The sequence below is a fragment of the Streptomyces sp. CA-278952 genome (genome assembly GCF_028747205.1).
Classification (GTDB): Bacteria; Actinomycetota; Actinomycetes; order Streptomycetales; family Streptomycetaceae; genus Streptomyces.
Window position 1 is genome coordinate 2,088,492 of the sequence record NZ_CP112880.1, and the last position, 15,535, is coordinate 2,104,026.

The 15,535-nt window shown below is 71.4% G+C and carries 15 protein-coding genes; 3 read left to right on the plus strand and 12 right to left on the minus strand.

Annotated elements, in window-relative coordinates; genetic code table 11:
- Positions 1-6: 6 nt before the first annotated feature.
- The 9 genes from N7925_RS09035 to N7925_RS09075 form a co-directional block, all read right to left on the minus strand.
- Positions 7-240 (minus strand): hypothetical protein, encoded by a 234-nt coding sequence (locus tag N7925_RS09035; protein WP_030589646.1) that lies wholly within the window; start codon positions 238-240, stop codon positions 7-9.
- 5 nt (positions 241-245) lie between these two features.
- Entirely contained in the window at positions 246-1,748 is a 1,503-nt protein-coding gene (gene gatA / locus N7925_RS09040; protein ID WP_265599156.1) for an Asp-tRNA(Asn)/Glu-tRNA(Gln) amidotransferase subunit GatA, read from the minus strand.
- Positions 1,749-1,753: 5 nt separating this feature from the next.
- Complete coding sequence (gatC, locus tag N7925_RS09045) at positions 1,754-2,050, minus strand: Asp-tRNA(Asn)/Glu-tRNA(Gln) amidotransferase subunit GatC (protein WP_003966094.1); 297 nt, start codon at positions 2,048-2,050, stop codon at positions 1,754-1,756.
- A gap of 105 nt (positions 2,051-2,155) precedes the next feature.
- Entirely contained in the window at positions 2,156-4,402 is a 2,247-nt protein-coding gene (locus tag N7925_RS09050) for a putative bifunctional diguanylate cyclase/phosphodiesterase (RefSeq protein ID WP_274343575.1), read from the minus strand.
- Positions 4,403-4,752: 350 nt separating this feature from the next.
- Positions 4,753-6,984 (minus strand): NAD-dependent DNA ligase LigA, encoded by a 2,232-nt coding sequence (gene ligA, locus N7925_RS09055; protein WP_274343576.1) that lies wholly within the window; start codon positions 6,982-6,984, stop codon positions 4,753-4,755.
- Positions 6,985-7,016: 32 nt separating this feature from the next.
- Positions 7,017-8,045: a methionine synthase gene (locus tag N7925_RS09060; protein WP_274343577.1), complete on the minus strand. Its 1,029-nt coding sequence runs from the start codon at positions 8,043-8,045 to the stop codon at positions 7,017-7,019.
- Between the two features lie 64 nt (positions 8,046-8,109).
- A complete protein-coding gene (locus N7925_RS09065; RefSeq protein ID WP_265599160.1) occupies positions 8,110-8,799 on the minus strand; it encodes an SDR family oxidoreductase in 690 nt (229 codons plus the stop codon).
- A 186-nt stretch (positions 8,800-8,985) separates the two neighbouring features.
- Positions 8,986-9,357 carry an STAS domain-containing protein gene (locus N7925_RS09070; protein ID WP_265599161.1) on the minus strand — a complete coding sequence of 124 codons (372 nt, stop codon included), beginning with the start codon at positions 9,355-9,357 and terminating at the stop codon, positions 8,986-8,988.
- A complete protein-coding gene (locus tag N7925_RS09075) occupies positions 9,354-10,874 on the minus strand; it encodes a PP2C family protein-serine/threonine phosphatase (protein ID WP_274343578.1) in 1,521 nt (506 codons plus the stop codon). Before N7925_RS09075 ends, N7925_RS09070 begins: the two co-directional genes overlap by 4 nt.
- Positions 10,875-11,423: 549 nt before the next feature.
- On the opposite strand from N7925_RS09075, the gene N7925_RS09080 reads away from it, so the two are divergent.
- Both N7925_RS09080 and N7925_RS09085 read left to right on the plus strand, forming a co-directional pair.
- Complete coding sequence (locus N7925_RS09080) at positions 11,424-12,608, plus strand: globin domain-containing protein (RefSeq protein ID WP_274343579.1); 1,185 nt, start codon at positions 11,424-11,426, stop codon at positions 12,606-12,608.
- Positions 12,605-13,219: a pyridoxamine 5'-phosphate oxidase family protein gene (locus N7925_RS09085; RefSeq protein WP_265599164.1), complete on the plus strand. Its 615-nt coding sequence runs from the start codon at positions 12,605-12,607 to the stop codon at positions 13,217-13,219. The genes N7925_RS09080 and N7925_RS09085 overlap by 4 nt, the downstream gene beginning before the upstream one ends.
- 141 nt (positions 13,220-13,360) lie before the next feature.
- On the opposite strand, the gene N7925_RS09090 is transcribed toward N7925_RS09085, so the two are convergent.
- From N7925_RS09090 to N7925_RS09100, 3 genes are all read right to left on the minus strand, one after another.
- Positions 13,361-13,630: a hypothetical protein gene (locus tag N7925_RS09090; RefSeq protein WP_265599165.1), complete on the minus strand. Its 270-nt coding sequence runs from the start codon at positions 13,628-13,630 to the stop codon at positions 13,361-13,363.
- A 129-nt stretch (positions 13,631-13,759) separates the two neighbouring features.
- The gene (locus N7925_RS09095) at positions 13,760-14,338 is read right to left on the minus strand and encodes a hypothetical protein (RefSeq protein ID WP_265599166.1); all 579 of its coding nucleotides are present in this window, start codon (positions 14,336-14,338) and stop codon (positions 13,760-13,762) included.
- 230 nt (positions 14,339-14,568) lie between these two features.
- Positions 14,569-15,108, minus strand: a complete 540-nt coding sequence (locus tag N7925_RS09100) for a TIGR00730 family Rossman fold protein (protein ID WP_274343580.1) — start codon at positions 15,106-15,108, stop codon at positions 14,569-14,571.
- Positions 15,109-15,197: 89 nt separating this feature from the next.
- On the opposite strand from N7925_RS09100, the gene N7925_RS09105 reads away from it, so the two are divergent.
- Positions 15,198-15,533 (plus strand): DUF427 domain-containing protein, encoded by a 336-nt coding sequence (locus N7925_RS09105; RefSeq protein ID WP_265599168.1) that lies wholly within the window; start codon positions 15,198-15,200, stop codon positions 15,531-15,533.
- Positions 15,534-15,535: the final 2 nt, after the last annotated feature.

The following is a 15,535-nucleotide window of genomic DNA, read 5'->3' on the forward strand; positions in this document are numbered from 1 at the left end:
TCCCTCTCAGCCCAGCAGAACGTCGTCGTCGCCGAGACGCTTCAGTTCGCGATAGAGGATCGCGAGTCCGGTGACGATGGCGGCCGCGGAGACCGCCGCGTCGACGAGCCGCAGCACGTCGTTGTCCTCGCGCGCGAGCCTCGCCTGCTTGGCGACGGTGATCGCGCCGAACGCGGTACTGCCGAGCGAGATGTACAGCCCGGTCTTGGACTTCTTGAAGTTACTGGCCTTCTTTGCCATGGCACTCACAGCGACGGAGCCTCCTCAAGCAGCGGGTGCCCCCACTTTTCCACGAAGGCGGCCTCGACGGCCGCTCCGACCTTGTAGAGCCGGTCGTCCTTCGTGGCGGGGGCGATGATCTGCAGTCCGACCGGCAGACCGTCCTCCGGGGCCAGGCCGCAGGGCAGCGACATGGCGGAGTTGCCGGCCAGGTTGGTGGGGATGGTGCACAGGTCCGCGAGGTACATCGCCATCGGGTCGTCGGCGCGCTCGCCGATCGGGAAGGCGGTGGTCGGTGTCGTCGGGGAGACGATCACGTCGACCTGCTCGAAGGCCTTCTCGAAGTCCTGGGTGATGAGGGTGCGGACCTTCTGGGCGGAGCCGTAGTACGCGTCGTAGTAGCCGGAGCTGAGCGCGTACGTCCCCAGGATGATGCGGCGCTTGACCTCGTCGCCGAAGCCCGCTTCGCGGGTGAGCGCGGTGACGTCCTCGGCCGACTTCGTGCCGTCGTCGCCGACCCGCAGGCCGTAGCGCATGGCGTCGAAGCGGGCCAGGTTGGAGGAGCACTCCGCCGGCGCGATCAGGTAGTACGCGGAGAGCGCCAGGTCGAAGGAGGGGCAGTCCAGCTCGACGACGTCCGCTCCCAGCGACTTCAGCAGCTCGACCGACTCGTCGAACCGCTGGAGGACACCGGCCTGGTAGCCCTCGCCGCGGAACTGCTTGACGACGCCGACGCGCATGCCCTGTACGGAGCCGTTGCGGGCGGCCTCGACGACCGGCGGGACCGGCGCGTCGATGGACGTCGAGTCCAGCGGGTCGTGCCCGGCGATGGCCTCGTGCAGCAGCGCCGCGTCCAGGACCGTGCGGGCGCAGGGCCCGCCCTGGTCGAGGGAGGACGAGAAGGCGACCATGCCGTAGCGGGAGACGCCGCCGTAGGTGGGCTTGACGCCGACCGTGCCGGTGAGGGCGGCGGGCTGGCGGATCGAGCCGCCGGTGTCCGTGCCGATGGCGAGCGGGGCCTCGTAGGAGGCGAGGGCGGCGGAGGAGCCGCCGCCGGAGCCGCCGGGGGTGCGGGTGAGGTCCCAGGGGTTGCCGGTGGCGCCGTAGGCGCTGTTCTCGGTGGAGGACCCCATGGCGAACTCGTCCATGTTGGTCTTGCCGAGGATGACGACGTCGGCGGCGCGCAGCTTCTGCGTGAGCGTGGCGTCGTACGGCGGGACCCAGCCCTCGAGGATCTTGGAGCCGACGGTGGTCGGCATGTCCTTGGTGGTGAAGATGTCCTTGAGCGCGAGCGGGACGCCGGCGAGCGGGCCGAGCTTCTCGCCCGCCTCCCGCTTGGCGTCCACGGCACGGGCCTGGGCGAGGGCGCCCTCGCGGTCGATGTACAGGAAGGCGTGGACCTTCTCGTCGACCGCGTCGATCCGGGCCAGGTGGGCCTCGGTGACCTCGACGGCGGTCAGCTCGCCGGAGGCGATCTTCCCGGCGATCTCGGCCGCGGTGAGCTTGATGATGCTACTGATGTCCGTCATGGCGGTTAGTCCTCCCCCAGGATCTGCGGCACCTTGAAACGCTGCTGCTCCTGGGCCGGGGCGCCCGAGAGCGCCTGCGCGGGGGTGAGCGACGGACGGACCTCGTCCGCGCGCATGACGTTGGTCAACGGCAGCGGGTGGGAGGTCGGCGGTACGTCTTGGTCGGCGACCTCGGAGACGCGGGCGACCGCGCCGATGATGTCGTCGAGCTGGCCGGCGAAGTGATCGAGCTCTTCGCCCTTCAGCTCCAGACGCGCCAGCCGGGCGAGGTGGGCGACCTCCTCGCGCGTGATGCCAGGCATGCAGCGATCCTCAGGGGTTGGTGTGTGGTTTGGCTGGGGGCCGGTATGCCACCGGCCCCCAATCCTATGGGGTCACTCGAGAGCGGGTGCCCCACCCCGATCCGCCTACGCCATTCCGGCGGCGCGGCCCTGTCCGAGCGCGCGCCCTTCAGGGCTCTCGGTCTCCGCCGTCCCGTTCACCGCGCCGTTCACCGCGCCTTGCACCGCGCCGTTCACCACGCCGTTCACCACGCCGTTCAGCGACGCGTTCATCGAGCCGGTGGCCGAGCCGGTGGCGGCGGCCGCCTGGGCCTTCAGCTCGGCGGGCCTGCGCCAGCCGTGCTCGCCGCGCGCCCGCAGCCAGGCCGTCGTCTCCTGCGGCGGCATCGCGGCCGCCACCAGCCAGCCCTGCACCGCGTCGCACCTGAGGTCACGCAACCGCTCCCACGTCTCGTCGTCCTCGACACCCTCGGCGACGACGACCAGGCCGAGCGAGTGGGCCAGGTCGATGGTGCAGCGCACGATCTCCGCGTCCTCGTGGTCGACCGCCAGCCGGGCCACGAAGGACCGGTCGATCTTCAGCTCGCTGACCGGCAGTCTGCGCAGGTGGACCAGGGAGGAGTAGCCGGTGCCGAAGTCGTCGAGGGACATCTTCACGCCGTGCGCGGTCAGCCCGGCCAGGGTGTCGGCGGCGCGCTGCGGGTCCTCCAGCAGCACATGCTCGGTGATCTCCAGTTGGAGCGCTCCCGCGGGCACACCGTGACGGGCGAGCCGGGCCGCCACGCTCCCCGCGAAGCCGGGGGTGTGGACGTCGCGCGGGGAGACGTTGACCGCTACGGGCACGAACAGGCCCTGCGCCCGCCAGCGGGCGACCTGGGCGAGCGCCGTCTCCAGGACGTACTCCGTGAGGTGCGGCATCAGTCCGGAGGACTCGGCGATCGCGATGAACTCGTCCGGGGGGACCCGGCCGCGCTCCGGGTGCACCCAGCGCACCAGCGCCTCCAGACCGGCGACCTGCCCGTCGAAGCGGACCTTGGGCTGGTAGTGCAGCTCGACCTCGCTCGCGTCCAGCGCCCGGCGCAGATCGCCGAGGAGCCCGAGCCGGTCGGGGGTGTTGCTGTCCCGCTTGGACTCGTAGACCTCCACGCCCGTGCGGTCCCGCTTGGCCTGGTACATCGCGACGTCCGCCCGCCGCAGCAGGCCTTCGGCGTCCAGGGCGTGGTCGGGGTAGACGGCGACCCCCGCGCTGGCCTCCAGGACGAGGGTCAGTCCGTCGAGGTCGAGCGGGGAGGACAGCTCGGCCGCCAGATGGCGGGCGACCTGCTGGGCGCTGGTGGTCGAGTCGGTGTGCGGGAGCAGCACGGCGAATTCGTCACCGCCGAGCCGGGCGGCCTCCGCGCCGCGCGGCAGGGCGAGCCGCAGGCGCTCCGCTATCTGCAGCAGGAGCCGGTCGCCGGCCAGGTGGCCCAGGGTGTCGTTGACCGCGCGGAAGCGGTCCAGGTCGATGAGGACGAGGGCGGAGCGGGTGCCGATGGACTCCGCGTCCTCCAGCGCCGACCAGGTCCGCTCCAGCAGCCACTGACGGTTGGGCAGCCCGGTCAGCGGGTCGCGCAGCTGCTCCTCGGCGCGGGCGCGGGCGATCCAGAGCGTGGAGTCGAGGGCGATCAGCGGCACCGCGAAGAGCGGCAGCAGGACGGGCATGGACATCGCGACGGCGCAGATCAGCGGGGCGAGCCCGAGGAGCGCGACGGCGACGAGTCCCTGCCGCAGCATCGCGGTACGGGCGATGGTGGGCAGGCCGCCGTTGTGCGGGGCCTGGGCGTACCACAGCAGGACCCGGGTGACGAGCAGATACGTCGATGCCGTCAGGAGCAGTTCCGGGACGGCCGCGATGCCCCAGTCGAGTGGCCGCCAGGGTTCCTCGACGGTGGGCACCTCGCCGAAGGCGGCCAGCACGAGGGCCGCCGCGCCGATGCCCAGCATGTCCACCCCGCCGTGCAGGAGCCCCTGCCACCAGCGGTGTCTGCGGGCGGTCCCGACGAGCACCACGACGGCGAGGCTGACCAGCACGGCCGGGAGCCAGCCGAACAGCAGCAGCACGGCGAGGGTGAGGGCGGCGCCCGAGCCGGTGCCGCCCCACCACCGGTCGCGGCCGAGCGCCACCAGATGGCCGACGATGATCCCGGTGAGCACGGCGAGGGACCAGCCCACCGCCCCGTCCGGGAAGAGCGCGTGCCCCTGTTGGACGGTCCGGTAGGACCCGACCGCCAGCAGCACCGCGGCGAACCCCACGACGGCGGCGCCCACGGGGGGCGTGAGGCCGACGAAACCTTGCAGCCGCGACACCGGTGCGGCGCTCTCGGTCGGTTTCATTCCGTCCCTCTCACAGCCGGCGGTGCCGATGTCCCTCGGTGGCGCCCGCTCCTGTGGCGCCACGGCCCGGTCGAGCAGCCGTGCACGGCTGGGCGCACCTCTCAACAGTAGGCCGCGAAAGGCTTCCAGGGGCAGCGCTCTACAGCTCTTGCCCGAATGCGAACCGACCACCCGTCACCATCTGCTATTGACCCGAACGGGTGGCGCGGCAGGGCCATTCGGGGAACAGCGGCCCCTTCTTCACCCCTCTGCCCCGATTCCTTCCCCGTACGGGCCGCGCCACGCCGGGGCAGCGTCTCGAAGGCGTCTCGATCCGGAGAACGGTGGGCGAACGCGGGTCCGGCGGGTGGTTACTCCCCGCTGTCCTCCGGGTCGGTGCCGGGCGCGGCCTCCGGGGCGGGCAGGGCCGCCTCCTTCGCACGTTCGGGTCCCTGTTCGAGCAGGATCGCGAATCCGTCCTCGTCCAGCACGGGCACCTTCAACTGCATCGCCTTGTCGTACTTGGAGCCGGGGTTGTCGCCGACGACCACGAACGCGGTCTTCTTCGACACCGATCCGGCGACCTTCGCGCCCCGTGCCTGGAGCGCCTCCTTCGCACCGTCGCGGGTGTGGCCCGCGAGGGTGCCGGTGACGACGACGGTGAGCCCTTCGAGGGGGCGGGGGCCCTCGTCCGTCTCGGAGCCCTCGTCCGCCATGCGCACTCCGGCCTCGCGCCACTTGCGCACGATCTCGCGGTGCCAGTCCTCGGCGAACCACTGCTTGACCGAGGCCGCGATGGTCGGCCCGACGCCGTCGGCGGCGGCCAGCTCCTCCTCGCTCGCCTCGTCGATCCGGTCGATGGAACGGAACTGACGGGCCAGCTCCTGGGCGGCGACCGGGCCGACGTGCCGGATGGAGAGCCCGGTGAGGATCCGGGCGAGCGGGGCTTCCCTGGCGGCTGCGATGCCTTCCAGCATGGCCACCGCGTTCTTCTTCGGCTCGCCCTGCTGGTTGGCGAAGACCGTCGCGATCTTCTCCTCGCCGGTCTTCGGGTCGCGCTTGGGCAGCCCGCTGTCCTGGTCCAGGACGTACGCCCGGATCGGCAGCAGTTGGTCGACGGTGAGGGAGAACAGGTCGCTCTCGTCGCGCAGGACGGGCTCGGCGGGCTCCAGGGGCCGGGTCAGGGCGGCGGCGGCCACATAGCCGAAGTGGTCGATGTCCAGGCTCTTGCGTCCGGCGAGATAGAAGACGCGTTCGCGCAACTGGGCGGGGCAGGTGCGGGCGTTGGGGCAGCGGAGGTCGATGTCGGCCTCCTTCATCGGGCGCAGCTCCGTCCCGCACTCGGGGCAGTGGGTCGGCATCTCGAAGGCCTTCTCGGTGCCGTCGCGCAGGTCCACGACGGGGCCGAGGATCTCGGGGATGACCTCGCCCGCCTTGCGGATGACGACGGTGTCGCCGATGAGGACGCCCTTGGCCTTCACCACGTTCTGGTTGTGCAGGGTGGCGAACTCGACCTCGGAGCCGGCCACTTCGACCGGTTCTACCTGGGCGTACGGGGTGACGCGGCCGGTGCGTCCGACACCGACGCGGATGTTGACCAGCTTGGTGTTGACCTCTTCGGGGGCGTACTTCCAGGCGATGGCCCAGCGCGGGGCGCGCGAGGTGGAGCCCAGGCGGCCCTGGAGCGGGATCTCGTCGAGCTTGACGACGACGCCGTCGATCTCGTGCTCCACGGAGTGCCGGTGCTCGCCGTAGTACGCGATGAACTCCCGTACGCCGGCGAGGGAGTCGACGACCTTGTTGTGCTGGGCGGTGGGCAGGCCCCACGCGTGGAGCAGTTCGTAGGCTTCGGAGAGGCGGTCGATGCTGAGGCCCTCGTGAGCGCCGATGCCGTGCACCACCATGTGCAGCGGCCGGACGGCGGTGACCTTCGGATCCTTCTGGCGCAGCGATCCGGCCGCCGCGTTGCGCGGGTTGGCGAAGGGCTTGTCGTCGGCGGCGACCAGCCGGGCGTTCAGCTCCTCGAAGTCCTCCATGGGGAAGAAGACCTCGCCGCGGATCTCGACGAGAGCGGGGATGTCCTCGCCCTTCAGCCGGTGCGGGATCTCGGCGATGGTCCGGACGTTGGGGGTGATGTCCTCGCCGGTGCGGCCGTCGCCGCGGGTCGCCGCCCGAGTCAGGCGGCCCTGCTCGTAGGTGAGGTTGACGGCGAGGCCGTCGACCTTGAGCTCGCACAGGAAGTGGTGGTCCGGGGTGCCGACGTCCTTGGCGACCCGGTCCGCCCAGGCGGCCAGCTCCTCGTCGTCGAAGGCGTTGTCCAGGGAGAGCATGCGTTCGCGGTGGACCACGGAGGTGAACTCCGTGCGGTAGGGACCGGCGACCTTCTGGGTCGGGGAGTCCGGGGTGCGCAGCGACGGGTGCTCCTCCTCCAGGGCCTCCAGGGAGCGCAGCTGCCGGTCGAACTCGCCGTCGCTGACGACCGGCTGGTCCTTCACGTAGTAGCGGAAGCGGTGCTCCTCGATCTGCTCGGCCAGCAGCGCGTGCTTCTCCCGCACGTCCGCCGGAACCGAGCTCTCCTGCTCCACCCGCTCTTCGCCCGCCATCGTCCCGTCCTCCTGTGTACCCGTCGTCCCCGTCACTCAGGGTTGTCCGCGAGCGACCTCGCCGCCCGGGCGCTGTGGGCGAGCGCGGTGCGGGCGTACGCGGGCGACGCACCCGCGAGACCGCACGACGGGGTGATCGTGACGGACTCGGCGAGAGTCCCCGGATTCAGCCCCAGCCTGCTCCACAGCGTCCTGACTCCCATGACGCTACCGCCCGGGTCCGACAATCCGTCCGAAGCGGCGTCGGTGGAGGGCACGACGCCGAGGAAGAGCTGGGTGCCGCCTTCGACGGCTTCCCCGATCGCCTCCTCCTCACGCTCGGTGAGCAAGGAGAAGTCGAAGGAGATGCCGTCGGCCCCGGCCCGGCGCAGCAGCGCGAACGGCACCTCCGGGGCGCAGGAGTGGAGAAGCGTCGTGCCGTCCTCGCCCGCCGCGGCGAGGACGTCGCGCAGGGTCCCCTCGACGACCTGGCGGTCGACGGCCCGGTAGGTGCGGTACCCGCTGGCGGAGCGGACCCGGCCCAGCAGGACGGCGGTCAGGGAGGGCTCGTCCAGCTGGAGGACGACCCGCGCCCCGGGCATGCGGCGGCGGACCTCCGCGAGGTGGGAGCGGAGCCCCTCGGCCAGGGACCCGGCCAGGTCGCGGCAGGCGCCGGGGTCGGCCAGCATGGCCTCGCCGCCGCGCAGCTCCAGTGCTCCGGCCAGGGTCCAGGGGCCGACGGCCTGGACCTTGAGCAGGCCCTCGTACCCCTGGGTGAACTCCTCCAGGGCGTCCAGGTCCTCCCCCAGCCAGGAGCGGGCGCGGCGGGTGTCGCGGCCGGGCCGGTCGCTGATCCGCCAGCCGCTCGGCTCGACGTGTCCGTACATCTCGACGAGCATGCCGATGGTCCGGCCGATCATGTCGGCGCCCGGCCCGCGCGCGGGCAGTTCCGCCAGGTACGGCATGCCCTGCCCGTCGGCGAAGGAGCCGGTGACGGTCTTCGCCGCCTCCCTCGCGTCTCCTCCGGGCATCGACCCGATGCCGGTCGCCGGACACCCGCTGAACTTGCTCTTCTCGCTCACGCGGGAAGCCTACGGTCCGGGGCGGGAGACCTGCTCCCCGGGATGTCAGCGGCTCCCCGGGACGTCAGCGGCCGGGGCGGACGGTGAGGTCGTTGACCTCGGCGTCGCGCGGCAGGTCGATCGCCATCAGGATCGTGGTGGCCACCGACTCGGGGTCGATCCAGCGGGCCGCGTCGTACTCCTTGCCCTCCTGCTGGTGCACCTTGGCCTGCATGGGGCTGGCGGTGCGGCCCGGGTAGACGGTGGTGACGCGCACCCCGTTGCCGTGCTCCTCGTGGCGCAGGGAGTCGGCGAGCGCCTTGAGGCCGTGCTTGCTCGCGGCGTACGCGCTCCACCCGGCGTGGGCGGCGAGCCCTGCCCCGGAGTTCACGAACAGGACTTGGCCCTGGGAGACACGGAGCTGGGGGAGCAGAAGGCGGGTGATCTCGGCGGGGGCGATCAGGTTGGCGTTGAGCTGGAAGTGCCAGGCCTTGGGGGTGAGCTCGCCGACTTCGCCGAGCTCGACGACGCCCGCGATGTGCAGCAGGGTGTCGATCCGCTCGGGCATGGACTGCTGGCCGAACGCCCAGGACAGCCGGTCGGGGTTGCCGAGGTCGCCGACGAGGGTGCGCGCGCCCGGGTAGCGGTCGGCGAACTCCTTGGCGCGGCCGGCGTCGCGGGCGAGCAGGACGACATCGTCGCCGCGCTCCTGGAGACGGCGGGCGACAGCGGCCCCGATGCCGGAACCGGCGCCGGTGATGAGGTGGGTAGACATGGGGCGATCCTAGGACCCGCTCCTTTCCGTCCTGGTGCTCCGGCCCGTGAGGCTGCTGCACGGCGGCCGACTGGCTGTCGGCGGCGAGGGCGTGGTGGTGCGTCGTGATCCTGACCCCCGGCTACGTGATCAGCCGCGGGCCGGCCGAGTCCGACAGCCGCGATCCCTCCCAGCTGCGGACTGTGCTCAGGCGGCGGTGGTGCGGTTGCCCTGGCGGGCGGCGAGCGCGGCCTCGGCGCTGGGGTGAGCGGGCAGAAAAGTGTCCATGCCGGTGACGCTGAGCAGGCGGCCCAGTCGGCCGGGGATGGCCGCCAGAGTCAGGGAACCGTTGGCGTCCTCGGCACAGCGCCAGATGCCCACGAGTGCGCCCAGGCCGGAGGAGTCGCAGAAGGTGACGCCCGCCAGGTCGGCCACCAGGTCGGGGTGGCCGGCCGCGATGAGCTCCAGGGCGCGGGCCCGCACTGCGGGTGCGGTGGTGTTGTCGAAATCGCCGGACAGTGCGATCACGGCCAGGGTGCCGTCGGTGTGCGGGACGTCGATGTGGAACGCGTCGGTCATGGGCGTCGGTTCTCCTGCCTGACGGAGACGTCGGCGGTCGGGGCGGCGGCGATGTGAGCGGTGGTGGTGATGCCTGCGGGAGCGGCATCGGGGGTGGGGACGGAAAGAGCCAGCAACGCGACGTCGTCGCGCTCGGTGTCGGGGAGTGTGTCCAGGAGCGCGACAGTGTCGTCGATCAGGGCGCCGGCGCTGACCGGTGCCGGCCGCTGGGCCAGGAATTCCGTCAGGCCGGTGTCGTCGAGCATGTGGCCATCGGCGGTGCGGGCCTCGGTCAGCCCGTCGGTGTACAGCAGCAACCCCTCGCCGGGTGCCAGGTGCAGGGTGTGTGAGGCGAAGGCTGCTTCGGCGAACGCGCCGACCAGCATGCCACCGTGGGCGCGGGCAGCCTCGACCCGCACATCGCCCCCCTCGACGGGACTGAGGTGGTAGGCGGGCGGGTGACCGCCGGTGGCCAGTGTGACCGTGAAACCGCCGCCTCGGGCCGGGTCCAGCAGGCCGAAGACGGCGGTGCAGAAGCGCGTACCGACCGCCGCGTCCAGCAGCAGCGTCGTGTTCAGGGCTTTCAGTGCGGCCACCGGGTCGGCGTCGACCAGGGCCGCGGCCCGCAGCGTATAGCGGATCAGCGAGGTGACCGAGGCCGCTTCGGCACCCTTGCCGCACACATCGCCCAGGAAAAACGCCCACTGCCCCCCGCTCACGGGAAAGACGTCGTAGAAGTCACCGCCCACCTCCTGCGGTGAGGCCGTCTTGTAGTGACAGGCCAGCTCCAGCCCCGGTACCGCGGGCAGCGCGGGAGGCACCAGGGTGCGCTGCAGGGTGGACGCGAACGCGGCGATGGCCGCCTTGTCCCGCTCCGCACGCCGGCGGGCCTTTTCCTCCGCCTGGCGCCTTTCCTCCTCGACCCGGCGGCGCTCCTGCTCGGCACGTACCGCCTTCAACGCGGAGAGCCTCAGCTCCAGCTGATCACCCACCATCGAGGCCAGGTCCCCGAGGATGGAGGCATCGGCCTCGCTGATCTCACGAGGTCGGGTGTCGAGGATGTTCACCGTGCCCAGCCGGTACCCGTCGGCGGTGGTGATCGGAGCAGCGGCGTAGAAGCGCACCCCCATCGGGCCGGCGACCAGCGGGTTGGAGCAGGCCACGGAATCCAGCAAGGTGTCGGGGATCACAGTGGCCTCATCGATGAGCACCGCCGAGGCACACAGTCCGGGATCGCGGCCGATCTCGCTGACGCCTTCCAGCCCGTGTGCGGCCCTGAACCAGATCCGATCCTCATCCACGATCGTCACCGTCGCCACCGGCACCTCGAACAATCGCGCCGCCAGCGCCGCGACTCTGTCGTAGGCGCCGTCCGGAGGAGTGTCGAGAATGTCATAACGGTGCACCGCCGCCATCCGCGCCGTCTCGACCGACACGGCCGAAGGCTCGCTCGGTGCTATCGCAGGCAGGATCGCTTGTTCCGGCATGTCCCTCGTCTCGTCTTCCCCCAAGCAAGGCACCGACCGGACAGTCAGCACCCCGGAACCCTACCGAACGCCCCCGCGCCACCCCATTCGGCGACGAGCGACGAGCGTGTCCGCGTCCGGCCGGGCGGGGGGCCGCGTCTCCCGCTGGTGGTCCGCCGGGGCCGTCGATGCCGTCGATGCTGGAGCGGCGTAACTCGGCGGCGCATCGGCCGGGTTGCGCCGCAGTGCTGAGCGAGCTGTCACCGCGGGGGCCCGGCGGGGATCAGCAAATGCCGCCGCAGCACTGCGCCCCACTTCGCCGTCCTGGAACGGGCCAGTCGCCAACCCTCGCTGTGGCCCACGCTCATGCAAGGCTTCCCCGGGGGGCAGGGCTCCGGTCCCGTTTCCCGCCGTGCACAATGGCTCGTTCACAGACCACAACTCGAGGCTCTGGACCTGAGCCGATTGGAACTCCCCACTACGATTGCGAATGTCTTTCTTGTCAGCACATCTGGTATGCCCGGTGGCCCCCTCCCCACACAGGACACCTGGCTCCCCCCACACCGTTCCTGCCCGACAGATAAGTGAGCTGCGCCGCCTGCCCCTGTCCGAGAGGCGGCCGTGACGCCCTCCCCGCTCACCGACCGGGAAATCTCCCTGGTCCGAACGAGCCTGTCCGCGGTCGCTCCGCAGGCCTCGGAAATGACCGTCTACTTCTACGCCATCCTCTTCGCCCGCTATCCCGGGGTACGAGAACTCTTTCCGGACAACATGGACGTCCAGCGCGACCGGCTGCTGCGCGGGCTGCTGCGCATCATCGACCTCGTCGACGACATCGACAACCTCGTGCGGTTCTGCTCGCGCCTGGGGCGGGACCACCGGAAGTTCGGAACCCTGGAAGCCCACTACCCGGCGGTGGGCGAGTGCCTGGTGGCCTCCTTGGCCCGCTATGCGGGAACCGCGTGGAACCCTGAGATCGCCGCCGCCTGGACACACGCGTACACCGTCGCCGCCCAGGTCATGATCGCGGCCGCCGCAGACGACACCCGACTACGGCCGGCCTCCTGGGAGGCGGAGATCGTCCGCCACGAGTACCGCGGACACGGCATCGCCGAAATAACCGTGCAGCCCGACCTGCCCTACCCATACGTCGCCGGCCAGTACGTGAGCGTGGAGACCCCCTGGTACCCCCGCGCCTGGCGCCACTTCTCCCCCGCCCACCCGCCGCGCACGGACCACACGCTCACGTTCCACGTCCGGGCCGTCCACCGGGGGCTGGTCAGCAACGCGCTGGTCCACCACGCCGCCCCGGGGCATCGAGTGCGGATCGGACCGCCCCAGGGCGAGATGACCCTGGCGTCTGCGGGCGACCGCAACCTGCTGCTGGTGGCCGGCGGGACCGGCCTCGCGCCCATCCGCGCTCTGCTGGAGGAAGCGGCCGCCTCCGGCATGCGCCGTTACGCCGACCTCTTCGTCGGAGCGCGGACCGCCCAGGAGCTGTACGGCCTCGACGACATGCTGCGCCTGGCCCAGCGTCACCACTGGCTGTCCGTCCGAGCGGCCGTTTCGCACCAGGAGATCGCCGGGCAGCAGGGCACACTTCCGCAGGTCCTGCGGGAGTTCGGCCCCTGGGACCAGCACGAGGCCTTCCTGTGCGGCCCCCCCGACATGGTCGCCGCAACGGTGCACACGCTTCTGCGCCACGGCACACCCCCACAGCACATCCACCACGACCCACTCGACACCCCCGTTCTCGACGCCCCCCTCGCTCCACCCCAGCCCAGTCAGGAGTTCGACCAGCTGTGACCCGCCCCCACACCACCCCCTCGCGGGGAGAACGTCTGCTGCAGTCCCACCTGGGCACCGGAGAACGCGCCGACGCCTTCTACAGTCGGCAGGTCCACCCCTACCTCACCACGGCCATGCGTGACTTCATCGGCCGCCAGTCGATGGTCTTCCTCTCCACAGCCGACTCCCGAGGGCACTGCGACGCCACCTTCCGCGCCGGCCCTCCCGGGTTCGTCGCCGTGCTGGACGACCGCACCCTGGCCTACCCCGAATACCGCGGAAACGGCGTCCTGGCCAGCGCCGGCAACATCACCGAGAACCCGCACATCGGACTGCTCTTCATGGACTTCACCCACGAGCACATCGGACTGCACGTCAACGGCTCCGCCCAGCTCGTCGACGACCAGCAGCTACGCACCACGCACCCCTGGATACCCGCCGACGCCGCCCCCGGACGGCACCCCGTGCTGTGGACGCACGTCACCCTCCACGAGGCCTACGTGCACTGCTCCAAACACATCCCCCACCTCGAACCGGCCCCCCGGCCCACGGGACCGACCCGCACCCGTCCCAAGGACGCCGACTACTTCACCGAGCCGGCCCCGACACCCAGCATGCCCGCCCGGTAGTCGGCATGGTGGACCATGCCGGTCAGCTCCCCGGCCTCCCCCGGGGGCTCGGGCTTCTCCCTCCGGGCGTGAGCGCGAACGAACGGCGCACGCAGGGTGGCTGTTCTCCCAACCTGGTGCGCCGGTGCGAGAGGCCGGCCGTCAGGGTGTGTCGCCGGACCAGTCCCAGCGGTTCCGCTCGCCGGAGCGCGGACCGTACAGGGCGCGGCCGCCGGGTCCAAACCGACCCGCCTCGGTCATCAGCGCGGCGCCGGTCTGGAGTTCGTCCGCTGTCCAGCCGGTGATGTCGAGCAGTACGCCGTCCAGCGGGCCGCCGACCAGTTCGGCGTAGTCGCGGCCGGGTACCGGACCGGACCGCGGATGGTCCTGTCCGTAGATCCGGCCGCGCGGCACCTCTTCGTTTCCGTGCATGTGCCCCAGCTTTCCACGCTCTGCCGACAGGGCGCAGGCTTGCCCGGTGGTTCGGCCTTGGGCTCACCCGCGCCGCGGGCGGAACGCCGACCGGGTCAGGTCCGCGGGTGCGGCGGGCCGGAGGCAGGGTCAGCAGCGGTGGCCGAGGTGCGGCACATGCACCTGGGACGCGGCCCTCTGCATCATTCCGACCTTCTGCTGGAGGGGGCGCTGCTGCTCTCCGTGCAGGGCGTTGAGCACGACGACGGCACCGGTCAGGGCCGGGATGGCCCACTGCATCAGCGCCAGGTGGCTGCGGGCCTTGTCCAGGTCTACGGGGTGACTGCTCGCCTTCTCCAGGTCCTCCGGGTCCCCGGACGCGGACAGCTCGATCTTCTTGCCCAGCACTCGGCTGTAGGCGGTTGCGGCCAGCGCCGCCCCGGTCAGCACGGTCTTGGCCAGTGTCGAGGCTGCGACTCCCTGCTGGTTCTGCACCCGGGCGGCGTTGGCGGCCAGCAGCCCGGTGCCGCCGATCAGGTGCGCGCCGATGGCCACCGCGTTCACCGGTGTCCACTTCGCCCAGCCCGCGCCGGCGATCCTGGAGGCCTCTCCCGGCCCCTCGTTCCCGGCAGCGCCGTTCAGACCGACAGCGCCCATCAACGACCCGCCGAACCAGGCCGCCAGGCCCAGATCGTGGACACTGCGCAGGACGGTATTGCGTTCCGACATCGTTTGCTCCTCACCGCGAGACGGCCCGCAGGGTTCCACAAGCCGTCTCCACGCTCGCCGCAGTCGAACCGGAGCGCCACCGAGACGGCGCAGGCGGGCTACGCACGCGGCCCACGATCCTCTCCCCGGTGCGTGCTGGATGCCGGGCTCGGCCACGGGCGCCCATGTCGTCGACAGCAGCACGGTGCGCTTGGGGGCGGGTGCGGCAGCCGTCTGGCGGCCGCCGCTCCTCACTGGTGGCCGGCGGACTCCTCCAGGTAGGCGAGCGCGCCGACGCCGTCCTTGGCGAAGAAGACCAGGTCGGTCAGGGGGATGGGCAGGAAGCCCTCGTCCTCCATGCGCTGGAACTGCTGGCGCAGCCCGTCGTAGAAGCCCGCCGTGTTCAGCAGGACGACCGGCTTGGTGTGCTTGCCGTGCTTCTTCAGCTCCAGGATCTCGGTGGCCTCGTCGAGTGTCCCGGTTCCGCCGACCATGATCACGACGGCGTCGGCCTTCTCCAGGAGGAGCGCCTTGCGCTCGGCGAGGTCGCGGGCGATCACCATCTCGTCGGCATTCTTCCGGGCGCTCGCGGCGAGGAACTCCACCGATACGCCCACGAGCCGTCCGCCCGCCGCCTGCACGCCGTCCGCGACGACCTTCATCAGCCCGCGCTCCGATCCGCCCCAGACGAGGGTGTGCCCGCCCCTGCCGAGCAGCTCGGCGAACTCCCGGGCAGGCACGGTGTAGCGGTCGTCGAGGTCGGCGGCGGAGAGGAAGACGCAGATGTTCATGGGGCAACCGTAGACTTCCTCGGCCACCCGTTGGGGGGAGGGTTCGGCGTACGGGGAAGAACACGGCCTCGTACACCGCTGAAACAGGCATGACTGCCACGCGAGGACACCGCATCACCGTCGAGCCGGGCACCGAGCACGTCCGGGTGGTGCACGACGGACAGCTTCTGGCCGAGAGCCGCCGCCCGCTCGTGCTCCGCGAGACGGGCTGTCCGGTCCGCTACTACCTGCCGCCCGAGGACGTCCGCACCGACCTCCTCTCCCCGTCGGACACCTCCACCCACTGCCCGTTCAAGGGGGACGCCTCCTACTGGTCCCGACCCGGGGCCGACGATCTCGTCTGGGCCTACCCGGACCCGAAGCCCGAAGTCGCGACAATCAAGGACCACTTCTGCTTCTACGCGGCGGAGACGGTGGCCGACTGACT